14 protein-coding genes and 1 pseudogene are annotated in these 17,845 nt (G+C 66.2%); 7 read left to right on the forward strand and 8 right to left on the reverse strand.

Features of this window, described 5'->3' with window-relative positions:
- Positions 1–67: 67 nt before the first annotated feature.
- The 5 genes from A7A09_RS03630 to A7A09_RS03650 all read right to left on the reverse strand — a co-directional run bounded on the left by A7A09_RS03630 (position 68) and on the right by A7A09_RS03650 (position 5,735).
- Positions 68–1,870 (reverse strand): aminopeptidase P family protein, encoded by a 1,803-nt coding sequence (locus A7A09_RS03630; protein ID WP_281277367.1) that lies wholly within the window; start codon positions 1,868–1,870, stop codon positions 68–70.
- Complete coding sequence (locus tag A7A09_RS03635; RefSeq protein ID WP_106690134.1) at positions 1,867–2,559, reverse strand: metal-dependent hydrolase; 693 nt, start codon at positions 2,557–2,559, stop codon at positions 1,867–1,869. Before A7A09_RS03635 ends, A7A09_RS03630 begins: the two co-directional genes overlap by 4 nt.
- A 65-nt stretch (positions 2,560–2,624) precedes the next feature.
- Positions 2,625–4,361, reverse strand: a complete 1,737-nt coding sequence (recJ, locus tag A7A09_RS03640) for a single-stranded-DNA-specific exonuclease RecJ (RefSeq protein ID WP_106690135.1) — start codon at positions 4,359–4,361, stop codon at positions 2,625–2,627.
- Between the two features lie 76 nt (positions 4,362–4,437).
- Entirely contained in the window at positions 4,438–5,403 is a 966-nt protein-coding gene (gene glpX / locus A7A09_RS03645) for a class II fructose-bisphosphatase (protein ID WP_106690136.1), read from the reverse strand.
- A gap of 80 nt (positions 5,404–5,483) precedes the next feature.
- Complete coding sequence (locus A7A09_RS03650) at positions 5,484–5,735, reverse strand: BolA family protein (RefSeq protein WP_106690428.1); 252 nt, start codon at positions 5,733–5,735, stop codon at positions 5,484–5,486.
- Between the two features lie 82 nt (positions 5,736–5,817).
- On the opposite strand from A7A09_RS03650, the gene A7A09_RS03655 reads away from it, so the two are divergent.
- Complete coding sequence (locus A7A09_RS03655; protein ID WP_106690137.1) at positions 5,818–6,441, forward strand: J domain-containing protein; 624 nt, start codon at positions 5,818–5,820, stop codon at positions 6,439–6,441.
- Between the two features lie 302 nt (positions 6,442–6,743).
- Here the strand turns inward: A7A09_RS03655 and A7A09_RS21280 are convergent, their stop codons facing one another.
- The 3 genes and pseudogenes from A7A09_RS21280 to A7A09_RS03665 form a co-directional block, all read right to left on the reverse strand.
- The gene (locus A7A09_RS21280; protein ID WP_245999119.1) at positions 6,744–7,001 is read right to left on the reverse strand and encodes a hypothetical protein; all 258 of its coding nucleotides are present in this window, start codon (positions 6,999–7,001) and stop codon (positions 6,744–6,746) included.
- Positions 6,998–8,329 (reverse strand): apolipoprotein N-acyltransferase, encoded by a 1,332-nt coding sequence (lnt, locus tag A7A09_RS03660; protein ID WP_245999120.1) that lies wholly within the window; start codon positions 8,327–8,329, stop codon positions 6,998–7,000. Before lnt ends, A7A09_RS21280 begins: the two co-directional genes overlap by 4 nt.
- A 609-nt stretch (positions 8,330–8,938) precedes the next feature.
- Positions 8,939–10,476 (reverse strand): annotated as a pseudogene (locus A7A09_RS03665) (DEAD/DEAH box helicase); the annotation flags it as partial.
- A gap of 260 nt (positions 10,477–10,736) precedes the next feature.
- On the opposite strand from A7A09_RS03665, the gene A7A09_RS21975 reads away from it, so the two are divergent.
- The 6 genes from A7A09_RS21975 to A7A09_RS03690 all read left to right on the forward strand — a co-directional run bounded on the left by A7A09_RS21975 (position 10,737) and on the right by A7A09_RS03690 (position 17,807).
- Complete coding sequence (locus tag A7A09_RS21975) at positions 10,737–11,852, forward strand: cation:proton antiporter (RefSeq protein ID WP_366465380.1); 1,116 nt, start codon at positions 10,737–10,739, stop codon at positions 11,850–11,852.
- On the forward strand, positions 11,783–12,652 hold the full coding sequence (locus A7A09_RS21980) for an NAD-binding protein (protein ID WP_366465382.1): 870 nt from the start codon (positions 11,783–11,785) through the stop codon (positions 12,650–12,652). Before A7A09_RS21975 ends, A7A09_RS21980 begins: the two co-directional genes overlap by 70 nt.
- A 265-nt stretch (positions 12,653–12,917) precedes the next feature.
- Positions 12,918–14,660, forward strand: a complete 1,743-nt coding sequence (gene argS, locus A7A09_RS03675; RefSeq protein ID WP_106690138.1) for an arginine--tRNA ligase — start codon at positions 12,918–12,920, stop codon at positions 14,658–14,660.
- A gap of 74 nt (positions 14,661–14,734) precedes the next feature.
- Positions 14,735–15,919 (forward strand): SPOR domain-containing protein, encoded by a 1,185-nt coding sequence (locus A7A09_RS03680; RefSeq protein ID WP_106690139.1) that lies wholly within the window; start codon positions 14,735–14,737, stop codon positions 15,917–15,919.
- Positions 15,916–16,911, forward strand: coding sequence for a glycoside hydrolase family 3 N-terminal domain-containing protein (locus A7A09_RS03685; protein ID WP_106690140.1), 996 nt, complete (start codon positions 15,916–15,918; stop codon positions 16,909–16,911). Before A7A09_RS03680 ends, A7A09_RS03685 begins: the two co-directional genes overlap by 4 nt.
- Positions 16,912–16,964: 53 nt before the next feature.
- Positions 16,965–17,807: a segregation and condensation protein A gene (locus tag A7A09_RS03690; protein WP_106690141.1), complete on the forward strand. Its 843-nt coding sequence runs from the start codon at positions 16,965–16,967 to the stop codon at positions 17,805–17,807.
- Positions 17,808–17,845: the final 38 nt, after the last annotated feature.

A 17,845-nucleotide genomic window follows, 5' to 3' on the forward strand; every position in this document is an offset into this window, starting at 1 on the left:
ATGGCCGGGGGGCTGCCTGCCCCCCGACACCCCCCGGGGATATTTGCATGAAGAAGAAATGAGCCCGTTACGAAATCGGAACGGTGACTCGATGAAGCCAGTCGCGGGTGTCCTTGTCCAGAAGCGGTGAAAGCTCGCGGCGGACCCGTGCGTGATACCGATCGAGCCAATCCGTCTCGTCGCGTGACAGGGCGGCACGGTCGATGGGCCTTGTATCTATGGGGCAGAGGGTCAGGGTCTCGAAACCCAGCATCTCGCGGCCCGGCTCGGCCTCGGTTTCGGTCACGGCAACCAGGTTCTCGATGCGGATGCCGAAGGCGCCTTCGCGGTAATAGCCGGGCTCGTTGGACAGGATCATGCCGGATTCGAGCGGCAGGTCGCTAACGCGGCTGATCCGCACGGGTCCCTCATGCACGCAAAGCGCGGCGCCGACGCCATGGCCGGTGCCATGATCGTAATCGAGCCCCTCCGCCCAGAGGAATTGCCGCGCCAGCGCATCGATATGCGCGCCCGCGACGCCACTGGGGAAACGCGTCCGGCTGATGGCGATCATGCCGCGCAGCACCGCAGTATAGGGGGCGATTGCCTCCTGCGGAGGCTCCCCGAGCGGGATGGTCCGGGTGATGTCGGTCGTGCCGTCCTCATATTGGCCACCCGAATCGATCAACAGCAACTCACCGGCGGCGAGACGGCGATTGGTGGATTCGGTCACGCGGTAATGCACGATGGCACCATTCGGCCCGGCGCCGGAAATGGTGTCGAAGCTGATATCGATGATGCCTTCCTCGCGCCGCAGAGCCTCCAGCTTCCTGACCACGTCGATCTCGGTCAGGCTGGCCGGATCCTGTCCGTCCAGCCATGCGAGCAGCCGGGTCATTGCCACCCCGTCACGCAGATGGGCCGCGCGCATGCCCTTCAATTCGGCCGGGTTCTTCCGCGCCTTGGGCAGGATGGCAGGGTCCGGGGCAGGGATGGTCCGGGTGCCTGCCTTTTCCAGCAGTCGAAAGGCAGCCTCGGGAGCCGTGGCCGGGTCGATGCGGACCGTTCCGCTCAGGCTTTGCAGGGCATCGGCAAGCTCACGGGGATGGAGGATCGTGACCTCGTTTCCAAGTTGCGCCCGGAGCCCGTCATCGAACTTCCCCGGATCCGAGAAAAGCGTGACATGGCCATCATCGGACAGGATCGCGAATCCCTGGACGATCGGGTTTTTCGGCACATCCGTGCCGCGGATATTCAGCAGCCATGATATGGAATCAGGCAGGGACAGGAAGGCAGCGGTCTGGCCGTTCTCACGCAGTTCCCCGGCCAAGCGCTGGCGTTTCCGTTCCGAACTCTCACCCGCCAATGCGTCGTCATGTACCCGCGCGCGGCCGACCGGCGGAGCGGGGCGATCTGGCCAGATCGCATCGACCGGGTTCGCATCAAGGGCGATCAACTCGATCCCGCTATCGGCAAGACCCTTTCCCATCGCCTCGATTTCCTTGCGGGTGTGCAGCCAGGGATCGAAACCCGCCTTGCCGCCCGAGGGCAGGGCGTCGCGCAGCCAGTCCGAGGGTTTCGTCTCTGGCCAGGGCACCGGGGTGAAATGCGAAAGATCGATCTGCGATTTCACCTGCACGCGATAGCGCCCGTCGATGAACACCCCTGCCTGGTCGGCAGTGACGATGGCAAAACCCGCGCTGCCGGTGAAACCGGTCAACCAGGCCAGCCTTGCATCGGCCTCGGCGACATATTCGCCCTGATGGGCATCTGCGCGGGGTACGATAAAGGCGTCAAGCCCGTCCGCCGCCATCCGCACACGCAAGGCGGAGAGGCGGGCGGGATGATCACCGCCACCCGCCGGATCGTCGAAACTCTGGAACCCGCTCACAATTCGATCGCCTTCAGGATCTCGGGCTCGATCACCTCGACGCCGGGAAGACCCTCCTTCAGTGCCTCGGCGGATTGCTCGAGCAAGGGGAAGGTCTTGTAATGGCAGGGAATGACGGTCTTGAAGTCGAAATATTTCTTCGCGGCAAAAGCGGCGCGTTTCATGTCCATGGTGAAATGCCCGCCCGCGCAGAGGATGCCGATATCTGGCTGATGCAACTCACCCATCCATTCCATGTCGGCCATGATATCGGTGTCGCCGCTGACATAGATCACGTGACCCTCACCGGCGATCATGTAGCCTGATTCATGTCCCGCATAGATCGGCCCGTCGGCCCCATCCAGCGAACTGGAATGGCTGGCATTGACCATGGTCACCCTGGCGCCGTCCAGATCGATCGTGCCGCCCTTGTTAAAGCCGATGCCGTCGATTCCCTGGTGATTGTTCCAGCTATTGATCAGGTCATAGATGCCCGCGACCGGAATATTCAGCTCCTTGGCGATCGACAGCGTATCGCCCGAATGATCGCCATGGCCATGGGTCAGCAGGATATGGGTCGCGCCCGAGATGGCCTCTTGCCGCCTGTCCTCGGGGAAGAGCGGATTGCCGGTCAGCCATGGGTCGATCAGGATGACTGCCTTCTCGATCTCAAGACGAAAGCCGGAATGCCCAAGCCAGGTCAATTTCATTGCTGCCTCCTTCTGGATATTGCCTGCAGGTTAGCGGGACGGCCTGGCGCTGGCCAGCCGCAGATTCACGCTGGTGCGGCATCATCGAGTCGCAGCCGCACGCGCTCGCGCCCGCCCCAAGTGGAGAGATCCAGCTTGCCGGCAAGGTGAAAGCACCGGCCCTTGGCGCCAATCAATGCGGGGCCGAGCGGGCCGTTCATCGCGCCCCATGCCACGGCCTCCAACGCCGGGCCGCCGGGGCTGCGAAAGCGCAGCCGCAGGTGGCTGTCGCCCATGGTCGAAGCGCTGTCGATCAACTGGTTGGCAAAGGCGAAACGCGGCGCGGGAGAGGCCTGCCCGAAAGGCCCCGCATCCTCTAGCTGGCGGAACAGTTGCGGCGTGGCCCCGGCGGTTTCCAGCAGGCCCGAGATGCGCAGATCGCGGCTGCCGCTGCGGGCGGCCAGGTCACGGGCGATCAGTTCGGCCAGCCGCGCCATGGCCGGGGCGATACGATCCTCGGCGACGGTCAGCCCCGCCGCCATCTCGTGTCCGCCGCCCTTGAGCAGCAGCCCCTCCTGCGCGAGCCGCTGGACCGCCCGGCCCAGGTCAACGCCGGGAACGGAGCGGGCCGAGCCCTTGCCGATCCCGCCTTCGATACCGATCACCACCGAGGGCAGGTCGGTCGCCTCCTTGATCCGGGCGGCGACGATGCCGACGACGCCGGGATGCCAGCCCTGGCCTGCCGCCCAGGACAGGGCGGTCTCGCCACGCGCCTCGACCTGCGCCAGTGCCTCGTCGCGCACGGCGGCTTCGATGGCGCGGCGGTCACGGTTCAGCGCGTCCAGTTCCGCCGCGAGACGGGCCGCCTCTGCCGGATCTCGCGATGACAGGCACAAAGCCCCCAGATCGGCGCGCCCGACCCGGCCTCCGGCATTGATGCGCGGTCCTAGCAAGAAGCCCAGGTGAAACGCGTTGGGCGGCCCGTCCAGCCGCGCCACATCCGCAAGCGCCACCAGCCCCGGCCGCTGCCTGCGCGCCATGACGGCCAGTCCTTGCCGCACGAAGGCGCGGTTCACCCCGACCAGCGGAGCGACATCCGCGACCGTGGCCAGCCCGACAAGGTCCAGCATCGCCATCAGGTCCGGCTCGGTCCGGCCTTGTGCGCGCAGCACCCTCCCGGCCTGCACCAGCGTCAGGAACACCACTCCGGCCGCGCAAAGATGCCCCAGGGCGCCATCCTCGTCGGCGCGGTTGGGATTGACCACGGCCAGCGCGGGGGGAAGCGTCTCGCCCCCCAGATGGTGATCGAGAACGATGACATCGCAGCCATCCGCCGCCGCCAGGGCATCATGACTCAGGGTGCCGCAATCGACGCAGATGATCAGGTCATGCGCCCCCGCCAGTTCCGCCATGGCCGGGGCATTCGGCCCGTAGCCTTCGTCGATCCGATCCGGGATATACAAGGTCGCATCGCGGCCCTGCTGGCGCAGCCAGTCCAGCAGCAGGGCCGCCGAAGTCCCCCCGTCAACATCGTAATCGGCAAAGATGGCGATGCGCTCTCCCGCGAGCGCTGCGGTAACCAATCGCCCGGCGGCGGGTTCCATGTCCCGCAGCACCAGCGGATCGGGCAGCAAGTCACGCAGGCGCGGCGTCAGGAAGGGCTCTGCCGCATCGGCCTCCACCCCCCGCTCGGCCAGCACACGTGCGACCGGCAAGGGCAGGGAACATTGCTGCGCCAGCCCTTCGGCCAGCCGCTCAAGCGCAGCCTCCGGGCCGATCCAACGCCGCCCGGCCAGTGACTGCTCTATCCCCAGAAACGCCACATCGCCCCTTCTTCTTTGTCAAAATACCTACGGGGGAGTCCCGAAGGGACGGGGGGCGGCGCCCCCCTTCAGCGCGTCACCGGATCGGGTTGCGATAGATCATCCGCCGGACCGAGCCGGTCTTGGACCGCATCAGGATGGTTTCGGTCTGCAGGTAATGCGGCTCGCGCTTGACGCCTGCCACGATCGAGCCGTTGGTCACGCCGGTCGCGGCAAAGATGACGTCATCGGTCACCAGTTCGTCGCGCGAATAGATCCGGTTCAGATCGGTGATCCCGGCCTTGGCGGCGCGGCCTCTCTCGTCATCATTGCGGAACAGCAACCGGCCCCACATCTGGCCGCCCATGCATTTCAGCGCCGATGCCGCCAGCACGCCCTCGGGCGCGCCGCCACTGCCCATATACATGTCGATCCCGGTCATCTCGGCCTCGGCGGTGTGGATCACCCCGGCCACGTCGCCATCGGTGATCAGCCGGATCGCGGCGCCGGTCTCGCGGACCGCGGCGATCATGTCTTCGTGCCGGGGACGCTCCAGGATGCAGACGGTGATGTCGCTGTCCTGGCAGCCACGCGCCTTTGCAAGCGCGCGCACCCGCTCGGCCGGGCTCATGTCGAGGCTCACCACGTCCACCGGATAGCCCGGCCCGATGGCCAGCTTGTCCATATAGACATCCGGCGCATGCAGCAGCGTGCCGCGCGGTGCCATGGCGATCACCGTCAATGCGTTCGGCATGTCCTTGGCAGTCAGCGTCGTGCCTTCCAGCGGGTCCAGCGCGATATCCACCTCGGGACCGTTCCCGGTGCCGACCTCTTCGCCGATGAACAGCATCGGCGCCTCGTCGCGCTCGCCCTCGCCGATGACGACGACGCCCTTGATATCCAGCATGTTCAACTGGTCGCGCATGGCGTTCACGGCGGCCTGGTCGGCGGCTTTCTCGTCCCCGCGCCCGATCAGCCGGGCCGAGGCATGAGCCGCCGCCTCGCTGACGCGCGCTAGCCCCAGTGACAACAGCCTGTCGTTGAAATCCTTGCGCATGCTCATGGTCCGCACCTCGTTACATCGGTTCGCCCGGCTTCTACGCGGCGCCCGTGACCGGGGCAAGCCTGACGGCGCTAACGGCCTCAGCTTTCCGCGAGTTCCAGCGCAAGGGCGTGGATGCGCGGCACGATATCGCCCAGGGTCTCGTGCACGAGGCGATGCCGCTGAAGCCTGCTCAACCCGCCGAAAGAGGCGCTGGTGATGCGGATGCGGAAATGGCTCTGCCCGCCCTCGCGAAACCCGGCATGGCCGCGATGGCTTTCGCTTTCGTCTATTATCTCCAGCCGCGACGGGTTCAGCACCGCCAGCCTCTCGCGCATTTCATCCGCAATCATCCGCATATTCTCCGTCAAGATCTTCCATGTCTCGTGAAATAGCCTAAACTGCTGCCTCCGAGTCGCAAAGGTGTCCCAGACCATGAGCAGTAACGACCCGTTCGGTTTCGACATTTCCGCCGCCAAGGACAAGAAGCGCCGGGCCAAGGGCCGGCGTGGCATGTCCGGCGCGTTCGAGACTTCGACCCGCATCTGCGAAAAGCAGGGATGCAATGAGCCGGGACAGTATCGCGCGCCGAAAAACCCGAGGAACCTGGATGACTATTTCTGGTTCTGCAAGGAGCATGTACGCGAGTACAACCAGAACTGGAACTATTTCCAGGGCCAGAGCGAAGAGGAGTTCCAGCAATTCCTGGATAATGCGACAGTGTGGGAACGGCCCACCAAGCCTTTCGGGCGCGCGCAGGAACAGGCCTGGGCGCGTCACGGCGTCAGCGATCCGCTCGAGATCCTGGGCGCGAACGGCACCTCGCCCGAGGCGCGGGCGAAGATCAGCCGAAAGCTGCCGCCTACCGAACGCAAGGCGCTGGAGATACTGGAGGCTAAGGATAATTGGACCAAGCCGGAAATCCGCAAGCAATACAAATCGTTGGTAAAGGATCTGCATCCTGACATGAATGGCGGAGACCGCTCGGACGAAGACCGTCTGGCCGAGGTTGTCTGGGCATGGGATCAAGTCAAGGACAGCCGCAATTTCCGCGACTAGATCGCTTGGCCGGACGGGTATGGCCCGGACAATCCCTGGTTCTTCTTCATGAAAATATCCCCGGGGGTGCCGGGGGTAGGCGGCCCCCGGCCATCGCGGGACGCAAGGACCGGGCAGGCCATTGCCGCATATTCTGCGGTGGTGTGTATTGCAGGGAGGGCGAGGTTATCTGTGAGGGAACGGTAAGACCTTGCTTTCATGAAGATCAGGGCAAGGAGGACAAGCGGCGCTGATCGCCATGAGGCGGGCCGGTTTCGCAGCCCCGGGCCATATCCGTGAAACCGCCGCGGATGCCGCCCCGATCATCGGGTCTCGCCGGTCTCCCTTCCCCTGCCGCCGATACCGCCCGAACGCAGCCGCCCCGACATGGAAGCGGCAAACAGGATCGCCAGCGCCAGCAGCACCACTGGCACCGGTCCCCAACCCAGCCATGGTGTCGGAGGCAGTGCGCCGGGCAGTTCCGCGTCGATCTTGCCCGCTTCGCCCAGGGGCAGGCTCTGGCGGATATCGCCATGCGCGTCGATCACCGCGCTGACGCCGGTATTGGCGGCGCGGATCAACGGCAGGCCGGTCTCGATGGCGCGCAGGCGGCTTGCGCCAGGTGCTGATAAGGGCCGGAGAACCTGCCGAACCAGCCGTCATTGGTGATCTGCAACAACCATCCGGGGCGGCTGTCGAGACCGCGCAGATGCTGCGGGAAGATCGCCTCATAGCAGATCAGGGGCTGGAAACCGGGCAGGCCGGGAATGTCCACAAGTTCGGGGCCGGGACCGGCAGAATAGCCATTGCCCTGCTGGGCCGCGAAGGCGCCGATGCCGAGGCGGGCCAACTCGTCCCCCCATGGGATATATTCCCCGAAGGGGACGAGGTGGAACTTGTCATAGATCGAGCTCACCTCTCCGCCGGGGGCGATGGCGGCGAGACTGTTGTAATAGCGGCTGTCCTCGCGCCGCTGGATACCCATGACCAGTGGCGCACCGGCTGCCCGGGACATGGCCGGCAGGATATCGCCCGCGTCGTTCAGAAGGAAATTCACCGCCGTTTCGGGCCAGATGACAAGGTCGCGGGGGCCGGGCTCGGCGGACAGGTCGAGAAGGCGCTGGAAGAACACGCCCGACCATTCCGGATCCCATTTCAGGCGCTGCTCGGCATTGGGCTGAATGATGCGCAGGCGCAACCCGGTGTCAGCGGGCAGGGGCTGGGCATGGCGCGAAAGGCCCGCGGCCCAGCTTGCCCCGACAAGCAGGATCGACAGCACTACCCCCGGCAGGGCGCTGGTGATCCGGTTGCCGGTATCGCGCCAGAGCAGGGCAGGCAGGGCGGCGGCGGTCAGGGTCAGGGCGCTGAGTCCGATGGCGCCGGTCCAGGCTGCGGTCTGGGCGATGGGCGTGTCGATCCAGACATGTCCGGTCAGCGCCCATGGCAGGCCGGTGAATATCCAGCCGCGCAGCCAGTCCGACAGGATCAGCGCCGCGACGATTCCCGCCGCCCGCGCATGGGGGCCGGGACAGAGCCGCGATGCGATCCAGACCGGCAGCGCCCAGAACAACCCGCCGCCCAGGGCCATCAGGATCAGCGCGAATGGTGCCATCCAGCCATAGATCTCGGGCTCGACCAGGAAAGGCTCGACGATCCAGACAAGGGCGAGAGCGAACCAGCCGACCCCGCCCGCAAGCGCGTGCCGGAAGCTGGCCCCTGCCGTGCCCGCGCGCGAGATGCGCCAGATCAGCAGGGCGAGCGCCACCAGCGTCACCCCCCAGATGCCGAAAGGGGCGAGGCCGAGCGCGGCCACCGCCCCCAATAGCAGGTCGGGCAGAAGATGGATCAGGGAGCGGCGGCGACGCGCCTCTGCCTGCGCAAGCCTATGGGCGCGACGGATCGCGGGCATGCCGGATCACGAGTCGGAACTGTCGGCGGTTTCGGACGGCACCGGCTGCGGATCGCTGCCGCTGTCAGCCGCGGGCTCGTCGGTCTTCTTGCGCCGGCTGCGAGTCGTCCTGGGCTTGGGCGCGGGGGCTTCTGCCTTGCTGTCGGCCTCGGCTTCCGGGGCGTCGTCCGTTTTCTTGCGACGCGTGCTGCGCTTGGGCTTCGGCGCCTCTTCGGCGGTCTCGGCCGGTTTCGCCTCGGTCTTGGCCTTGCTGCTGCGCGAGCGGGTCTTGCGCGGCTTGGGTTCTTCGGCGGCGGGAGCAGCCTCGGATGTCTCGGGAGTTTCGGATGCCTCGGCAGCTGCGGGCGCGTCGGCGGTTTCCGTCGTCTCGGATTTCTTGCGGCGTGTGCGCTTGGGTTTCGCGGGGGCGGATTCCACGGCGTCTTGTGCCGCCTGATCCTCGGCCGAGGGCGCGTTGGAGGCCGGTTCCCCGCCTGCCGCTTCAGTGGCTGCCGTTTCCTGTGGCACCGGCATTTCCCCGGGTTTCTGTTCCGTCTTCGCCTGATCGGCCGATTTCGAGGATTTGCGGCGTGTGCGTTTCGGCTTCGCGGGCGCTTCCGCCGGTTTTTCGGCAGCTTGCTGTTCGACCGTTTCGGGCGCATCGTCACGATCGGACGCTGCGCTGTCGGTGGCCAAGCGCAGGCTGACCAGCATGAACTCGGGGATATGGTTCCCCATGCCAATCACCGCCGGACCACGATCCTCTCCGCGTCCGCGACGGCGGTCGTCGCGCCGCTGGCTGCCGCGCTCCGGTCTCGGCGCCTCGGCTTCGGCGGAAGCGCGGCGGTCGCCTGACACGCGGCTATCCGGCTTGTCCTTTTGGCGATCCCGTTCCTGCGAACGATCCTTGTCATGCGAAACACGGTCATCGTCACGGCGGCTGCCACGGCGGCGCGAACTGCCGCGGCTGTCCTTGCGGTCGTCGCGGGGGGCGGAACGCGACTCTTCGGAAGGGGAGAATCCTTCGGGGAGCGGGGCGCGCGGCAGGCTCTGCTTCAGCAGGGTCTCGATGGCCGAGAGATACTTGTCATCCGCTGGCGTGCCGATGCTGATCGCGGTGCCCTTGCGGCCCGCGCGTCCGGTGCGGCCGATACGGTGGACGTAATCCTCGGCATGGCTGGGCAGGTCGAAATTGATGACATGGCTGACGGCGGGAATGTCCAGCCCCCGAGCGGCGACATCCGAGGCGACCAACAGCTTCAGGCTGCCGTCCCTGAAACCGTCCAGCGTCCGGGTCCGGTGGCTCTGATCCAGGTCGCCATGGATCGGTGAGGCGTCATAGCCGTATTTCTTCAGCGATTTGGCGACGATATCCACATCCGTCTTGCGGTTGCAGAAGATGATCGCATTGGTCAGCGCCTCGCCCTCGGCGTCGATCAGCGCGCGCAACAATTCGCGCTTCTGCTTGACGGCCTGGTCGCGGCGGGCGGGGGTGATCTCGACCAGCCGCTGCGTGATGGTCTCGCTGGCGGTGGCCTGCCGCGCGACCTCGATCCGCTCGGGAGCGTGCAGGAAGGTATTGGTGATCCGCTCGATCTCGGACGCATGGTGGCGCTGAAGAACAGCGTCTGGCGGGTGAAGGGGGTCAGCTGGAAGATCCGCTCGATATCGGGGATGAAGCCCATGTCCAGCATCCGGTCGGCCTCGTCCACGACCATGATCTGCACGCCGGTGAGCAGCAGCTTGCCGCGCTCGAAATGGTCCAGCAGGCGGCCGGGCGTGGCGATCAGCACATCAACGCCGCGATCGATCAGCTTGTCCTGTTCCCCGAACGAGACGCCGCCGATCAGCAGCGCCTTGGTCAGCCTTGTGTGCTTGGCGTAGATGTCGAAATTCTCGGCCACCTGCGCCGCCAGTTCCCGCGTCGGGCAGAGCACGAGGCTGCGCGGCATCCGCGCCCGCGCGCGCCCGCGACCCAGCAGGGTGATCATCGGCAGGGTGAAGCTGGCGGTCTTGCCGGTGCCGGTCTGGGCGATCCCCAGCACGTCGCGTCCTTCCAGCGCTGGCGGGATCGCGCCCTGCTGGATCGGGGTCGGGTTCTCGTAGCCCGCCTCGGTAATCGCTTTCAGAACCTTGGGGTCCAGCTTCAGGTCGGAGAATTTCGTCATCAGGGACTTTCTGCAAGATGTCGCGCGAAACCCGCGCGATGCGTTCCATGCCGCGCACCCGGATGGCGCTTGACGGCTGTCATGGGACGCATATCCGCACGCCCCTTCGGTCGGCCCGCCGGATGCGGGCAGGCACTCGCTAGACCAAACCGGCTGCAACGTCAATCTTTGACGCGGAAAACGCCTGTCATCCGACATGGTTGCGGAACTGCGCCCGGGAATGCAGGTTCAACCATGAGGGCAGCCGGAAGGGGACAGGGATGGCAACCGAGATGACGGGCGGGATCAGCCCGGTGCAGGCTTTCGCCATGGTCGGTGTCGCAGGCGTCGCCGCGCAATGGCTGGCATGGCGCTTCAGGCTTCCGGCCATCGTGCTGATGCTGGCGGCGGGGCTGATGCTCGGCCCGGTCACGGGGATTTTCGTTCCGGTGCGTGACCTGGGCACGATCATCCAGCCGATGATCGCGCTGGCCGTGGCCGTGATCCTGTTCGAGGGCGGGCTGACGCTCAGCTTCAAGAAGCTGGCCGATGCGCGCCCCGCCGTACGGCGGCTGGTCTATATCGGTGCGCCGCTTGGCTGGATCACCTCGTCGCTGGCGCTGGTCTTTGGCGCGGGACTGGGATGGGAGGCTGCCATCGTCTTCGGCGGCATCATGATCGTCACCGGCCCGACCGTCATCGCCCCCCTGCTGCGGCAGGCCAAGCTGACATCGCGCCCGGCGCAGGTGCTGCAATGGGAAGGCATCGTCAACGACCCCATCGGCGCGCTGGTCGCGGTGCTGGCGCTCGAGATCGTGCTGATCCGCAATACCGGCCTTGGATGGGGTGCAGCCCTGGGGCAACTTGTCGTCGGCATCGGCTTTGCGGTGCTGATCGGCGGGTTGGCCGGATACGCGGTCGTGCAGGCTTTCCGCCGGGGCTGGGTGCCGGAATACATGAAGGTGCCGCTTTTGTTCGTGGCGGTGCTGGCGGTCTTCGCGGCATCCGACAGCCTGCTGCATGAAAGCGGCCTGCTGGCGGTGACGGTGATGGGGCTGGTGATCGCCAATGCCGATCTGCCCAGCTATCACGAGCTTTACCGTTTCAAGGAACATGCGACGATCCTGCTGGTTTCGGGCGTGTTCATCCTGATGGGGGCGGGGATCCAGTTCGAGACGCTGGCGCAACTGAACTGGTGGCGGGCGGGGCTGTTCGTCGCACTGGTGGTGCTGGTGGCGCGCCCGCTGACGGTGCTGGTCTCTCTGATCGGGACCAACCTGCCGATGAAGGAGCGGATGCTGATCGCCTTTACCGGCCGCGCGGGGTGGTGCTGGTCGCCGTTTCGGGCGTCTTCGCCGAGAGGCTGGTGGCCGAGGGCGTCGTCGACGGCGCGTTGATCGCTCCGCTGGCCTTCGTGCTGGTCCTGACCACGGTGGTGCTGCACGGCTTCACGCTGGCGCCATTCGCGAGACGGCTGGACCTGTCCTCGGGCGAGAAACCGGGATTGCTGATCGTCGGCGGCTCGCAATTCGCCACCGGGCTGGCCACGGCGCTGCAAAAGGCCGAGGTCGAGGTGCTGATCACCGATCCGAACCGCGATCACCTGCGCAGCGCCCGCAGCGCCGGACTGCCGGTCTTCTACGGCGACATCCTGGGCGAGGCGGCCGAGCATAGTGTCGAGTTCATTGCCTATGGCGGCATTCTCGCGGCCTCGGACAACGACGCCTACAACACGCTGGTCGCCACCGATCTGGGCCCGGAATTCGGGCGCGAGTCGATCTGGCAGCTTGCCCGCCACAAGGAAGAGCGCGCGCGCCATGCCCTGCCCAGCCAGCTTGGCGGGAAGGCGGTCAACGGCAATCGCACATTGGCGGAATACCTGGAATTGCTGGCCGAGGGCTGGATTTTCCGCACCACCCGCCTGACCGATGAATATCGCCTCGATGATTGGCGGCGGGCCCGCGAAACCGCGATTCCGCTGGCCGTGGTCTCGAACCGGCAGCTATGGTTCGTCGGGAGTGACGATGACCTGGTGGACCGCGCCGATGTGCGTATCGTCTCGCTCCTGCCGCCCGAGGCTGCCGAAGAGATCGCCCGCGAGAACGAGGCGCGGGAGGCGGCGAAGCAGCAGGCCAAGGCCGAAGCCGAGGCCGTCAAGCGCGGCGAAGGCAATGGCAGCGTGACGTCAGAAGAGTGAGGACATCCGGCGGATAAACCCATTCCCGGCAAAGGCGGATATCGGTTTCGCACCCCGGAATGGCTTGAAGCGCTGCGGGAAATGCCGATTCTTCTTCATGCAAATATCCCGCAGGGGTCGCCGGTTGGGGGGGCGCTGGTTCGAGAGACCGTCCGGCGACGGGATGCGAAATCCTCCTGCCGTCGCGGAACGCGGTCCGGTGCTGCATGGTTGACCTCCCCCGGTCACAGGCGTTAACCCGCGTTGATCAGTCAGGAAGCCGAAAATGAACCTTTTCACCGATCTTCGCGGCGTGGTCGTCGCGGCGCTGGAGCAGATGGCACAGGCGGGGGAACTGCCCGCCGGCCTGGATTACGCGAATGTGGCGGTCGAGCCTCCGCGCGATCCGGCGCATGGCGACATGGCGACCAATGCCGCGATGGTGCTGGCCAAGCCCGCCGGGATGAAGCCGCGCGACATCGCCGACAGGCTGGCCGCAAGGCTGACCGATCCGCGCATTTCCAGCGCCGAGGTGGCGGGGCCGGGATTCCTGAACCTCCGCCTTGCCCCGGATGTCTGGCATGGAATGCTGCGGACCGCGATCCGCGAGGCCCAGGATTTCGGGCGCTCGCAGATCGGCGAGGGGGCAAAGGTCAATGTCGAATTCGTCAGCGCCAATCCGACCGGCCCGATGCATGTCGGCCATGTCCGGGGTGCGGTATTCGGTGATGCGCTCGCCAATCTGCTGGATTTCTCGGGCCATGACGTGACCCGCGAATATTACGTCAATGACGGCGGCGCGCAGGTCGATGTGCTGGCGCGTTCCGCCTATGAACGTTACCGCGAGGCCAACGGGCTGGAACCCGAGATCAGCGAAGGGCTCTATCCCGGCGATTACCTGATCCCGGTCGGAGAGGCGCTCAAGGCGAAATATGGCGACAGCCTGCTCGACAAGCCGGAATCCGAATGGCTGGCCGAGATCCGCGACTTTGCCACCGAGGCGATGATGGAGATGATCCGCGCGGACCTGGCGGTGCTCGGCGTGCGCATGGATGTCTATTCCAGCGAGAAGGCGCTTTACGGCACCGGCAGGATCGAGGCGGCGATCGAGCGGCTGAAAAGTGCCGGGCTGATCTATCGCGGTGTGCTGGAGCCGCCCAAGGGCAAGCTGCCCGAGGATTGGGAAGCGCGCGAACAGACGTTGTTCCGCTCGACCGCGCATGGCGACGACGTGGACCGGCCGATCCAGAAATCGGACGGCGCCTGGACCTATTTTGCCCCCGATATCGCCTATCACTGGGACAAGATCAGCCGCGGTTTCGACCAGTTGATCGATGTGTTCGGTGCCGATCACGGCGGCTATGTCAAGCGGATGAACGCGGCGGTGAAGGCGCTGTCGAACGGGCGCGTGCCGCTGGACATCAAGCTGATCCAGCTGGTCAAGCTGTTCAAGAACGGCGAGCCGTTCAAGATGTCCAAGCGCGCCGGAACCTTCGTCACCCTGCGCGACGTGGTGGAAGAGGCCGGCGCCGACGTGACCCGCTTCATCATGCTGACGCGCAAGAACGACGCGGCCCTCGATTTCGATTTCGCGCGTGTGCTGGAGCAGTCCAAGGACAACCCCGTCTGGTATGTGCAATATGCCAGCGCCCGGGTCCATTCGGTGCTGCGCCGGGCACGCGAGGCCGGGATCGATGTCTCTGACGAGGCGCTGCTGGCCGCCGATCTTTCGCGGATTTCGCATTCCGCCGAGCTTGACTTGGCCAAAAAAGTTGCCGAATGGCCACGCATTGTCGAGCATGCCGCCCGTGCGCATGAGCCGCATCGCGTCGCATTTTTCCTGTATGAGCTCGCCTCTGACCTGCATTCGCTGTGGAATCGCGGCAATGAAGATACCAGCCTGCGCTTCGTGCAGGATGGCGATTTCGACACGTCGCAGGCAAAAATCGCGCTTGTCCGGGCCGTTGGCGTTGTCATTTCATCCGGGTTGGGTATCTTGGGTGTCACTCCGGCAGAGGAAATGCGCTGATTCATAAGGCGCCCCTGACGGTGTGAAACGAGCAGTTAACGGTTAAGCCGGGACAACCGGCAGGCAGGCAGGCTATGGCAGTGATGGATTTCCGCGAAGGCGGATATGTTTTCTCGCGGCACAAGGTGCGGCGCGAATTCTCGTATGATCAAGGCGGTTGGGACGATGAATCGGCCCATCCGGACGATGTTCGGTTTGCGGCCGATCCCGAGGGCGCCGAAAGTCTCACCACACGTCTCGCAAGACTGACCCATTACCTGGGCGCTCTGGCCTCGGTCGCCCTGATGATCGGGCTGATGGTCTGGGGCTGGCAACTGGTGTCGCGCGATGTCTCGGGCGTGCCGGTCATCCATGCGCTTCAGGGCGCGGCCCGCACCACGCCCGAGGATCCGGGCGGGGAACTGACCAGCTATACCGGCTATGCGGTGAACGATGTCGCCGAAGGCACCGAATCGGCTCCGATCGACCAGGTGGCGATTGCGCCGGCGGTGGCCGGTCTGACCGATGACGATGTCGCGATGGGCGAATTCGGCTTGGCCGCCCGCGAGCCCTCGCAGCAATCCGACGTTCCGCTCAGTTTCGATGGCGAGCCGGTGGCGCCGCTTTCCGATAGTGAACGGCAGGCGCAGGCCGAAGCAGAGGCCGCAGCCGCGGCCGAGCACGCCGCTGCTGAAAATGCGGTCGCGAGCGCCGAGATCGTCGATGCCCCGGCCAGTGAAGGCCCGGTCAACGAGGTGGTGACGGACGAGAATGGTGTGCCTGCGCAGGCTGCGGCGATCACCGCGGCGCTGGCAGAGGCGCAGGCTGTCGCGGATTCCGGCACCCTGGCCAGCTCGTCCCGTCCCGCGCGGCGCCCGCGCACCGTTTCCGCCCCGGCTCCGAGCCCGGCAGCGAGTGAAAGCACCGCGACCGGGCAGGCTGCGTCAACCGCTGTTGCCGATGCCCCCGCCGCGCGTCCGGCTGAAGCCGCTCCGGCAGCTCGGGAGTCCGAGCCGGTGAAAGTCGCCTCGGGCGGCCCCGTGGTCCAGATCGGCGCCTTCGACAGCGACGCCATCGCGAAAAGCGAATGGAACCGCCTTTCGGGCAAGTTCGGCTCGCTCTTCTCGGGCAAGGGGCAGGTGATCCAGCAGCACCAGTCGAATGGCCGCACCTTCTGGCGGCTGCGGGTCGCGGGCTTTGACAGCGGCTCGGATGCCCAGAGCTTCTGCGCCGCGATGAAGGCCGGCGGTACCGATTGTATCGCCCTGGCGACCCAGTGAGCCGCAGCGCAACGATCCTCGGCGGTATCGCCGGGACCCGCCTTGCCCCGGCCGAGCGCGATTTCTTCCGCTCGGCCGATCCATGGGGTTTCATCCTCTTCGCCCGCAATGTCGAGAATCCAGACCAGCTTCGCCGCCTGACCGGCGATCTGCGCGAGGCCGTGGGGCGCGACGCCGTCGTGACCGTCGACCAGGAGGGCGGGCGGGTGCAACGCCTGCGTGCCCCGCATTGGCGCGAATGGCCCGCGCCGCTGGATCAGGCCGAGGCAGGCGCGCGGGCGATGTGGCTGCGCTACCGGCTGATCGGGGCGGAACTGCGCGATGCCGGGATCGATTCCGATTGTGCGCCTGCGCTGGACGTGGCGCAGGCCGACACCCATCCATTCCTGCGCAACCGCTGTTTCGGCTCCGATCCTGCCCGGGTCGCCGAACTGGGGCGGGCAGCGGCCGATGGCTTGCTGGCGGCGGGTGTGCTGCCGATCGTGAAACATATGCCGGGCCATGGCCGCGCCGTGGCCGACAGTCATCACGACCTGCCCACCGTAACCGCCAGCGAAGAGGATCTGGACGCGCTGGATTTCGCGCCGTTCCGGGCGCTGAAGGATCTGCCGATGGGAATGACCGGGCATATCCGCTTTGCCGCGCTGGATGACGCACCGGCAACCGCCTCGGCCCGGATGGTTACGATCATCCGCGAGCGGATCGGCTTCGACGGGCTGCTGGTGACCGATGACATCGGCATGAACGCCCTGTCAGGAACCGAGCCTGAACGCGCCGCCGCCTCGATCGCGGCGGGTTGCGACCTGGTGCTGCATTGCAATGGCGATATCGGCATGATGGAGCCGGTGGTGGCCGCCGCCGGGAGCATGTCCGCTGACGCGCAGCGCCGTGCCGATGCCGCGCTGGCCATGCGTCATCCGCCCGAGCCTGCCGATCTGGACGCGCTGATGGCCGAGTATCGCGCCATGCTGCCCGATAGCGGCGTGGCTTGACTCCGTGCCGTCAAGGGCGGACTCTGTCAGCCTGACCGCAAGCGGGGGCTGAGATGGCCAAGCCTGTAACGACCGTGCCCTATCTGAAGCCCGTTCCCGACGGGCCGCCCGCAGAATCGCCTGCGGATGCCTTCGATGCGGCTGCCGTCGCCGAGCGCCGCGCCGAAGAGGCGCTGATCGTCGATGTCGATGGCTACGAGGGGCCGCTGGACCTGCTGCTGACGCTGGCGCGGACGCAGAAGGTCGATTTGATGAAGATCTCGGTCCTGCACCTGGCCGAGCAATACCTGGTCTTCGTCGAACAGGCCCGCGCCCTGCGGATCGAGCTGGCTGCCGATTACCTGGTCATGGCGGCATGGCTGGCCTTCCTGAAATCGCGCCTGCTGCTGCCCCCCGATCCCGAGGCCGAAGGTCCGAGCGCCGAAGACATGGCCGCGCATCTGGCCTTTCAGCTTGAACGGCTGGATGCCATGCGGCAATCGGCGGCCCGGCTGATGGGGCGCGACCGGCTTGGCATCAGCCGCTTTCAGCGCGGCGCCCCTGAAATGGTGACGCGCAAGCGGCGGACCGAGTGGCAGGCCGGACTGATCGACTTGATGCGCGCCTATGCGCGGCTCAAGACCCGCGACGAGTTCCGCCCCTATGCCTTCGACCGGCAGGACGTCTTCACCATGGAGCAGGCGCTGGAACGCATCCGCCGCATGATCGGCTTTGCCGGTGAATGGACGGAACTGTCGGACTTCCTGCCCGATGGCTGGGAAGGGCACGGCGCGCGCCGCCGCTCTGCCACCGCCGCCACCTTCGCCGCCTCGCTGGAGCTTGCAAGAGAGGGCAAGCTGGAGATACGGCAAAAGGACGCTTTCGCCCCGATCACCATCCGACGCAGGCCGACGTGACCGAATTGACCGACGAAGACCCCAATGCGCCGCCGCCC

Source organism: Paracoccus methylarcula (genome assembly GCF_003007735.2).
GTDB classification, from domain to species: Bacteria; Pseudomonadota; Alphaproteobacteria; order Rhodobacterales; family Rhodobacteraceae; genus Paracoccus; species Paracoccus methylarcula.

What these genes read in the sequence shown, in the direction of transcription:
- A7A09_RS03655 (WP_106690137.1), top strand. Translation starts at nt 5,818, where the DNA reads ATGAGCAGTAACGACCCGTTCGGTTTCGACATTTCCGCCGCCAAGGAC.
- A7A09_RS03635 (WP_106690134.1), bottom strand. Translation starts at nt 2,559, where the DNA reads ATGAAATTGACCTGGCTTGGGCATTCCGGCTTTCGTCTTGAGATCGAG.
- A7A09_RS21975 (WP_366465380.1), top strand. Translation starts at nt 10,737, where the DNA reads ATGGCAACCGAGATGACGGGCGGGATCAGCCCGGTGCAGGCTTTCGCC.
- glpX (WP_106690136.1), bottom strand. Translation starts at nt 5,403, where the DNA reads ATGAGCATGCGCAAGGATTTCAACGACAGGCTGTTGTCACTGGGGCTA.
- A7A09_RS03690 (WP_106690141.1), top strand. Translation starts at nt 16,965, where the DNA reads ATGGCCAAGCCTGTAACGACCGTGCCCTATCTGAAGCCCGTTCCCGAC.
- A7A09_RS03650 (WP_106690428.1), bottom strand. Translation starts at nt 5,735, where the DNA reads ATGATTGCGGATGAAATGCGCGAGAGGCTGGCGGTGCTGAACCCGTCG.
- lnt (WP_245999120.1), bottom strand. Translation starts at nt 8,329, where the DNA reads ATGCCCGCGATCCGTCGCGCCCATAGGCTTGCGCAGGCAGAGGCGCGT.
- argS (WP_106690138.1), top strand. Translation starts at nt 12,918, where the DNA reads ATGAACCTTTTCACCGATCTTCGCGGCGTGGTCGTCGCGGCGCTGGAG.
- A7A09_RS03680 (WP_106690139.1), top strand. Translation starts at nt 14,735, where the DNA reads ATGGCAGTGATGGATTTCCGCGAAGGCGGATATGTTTTCTCGCGGCAC.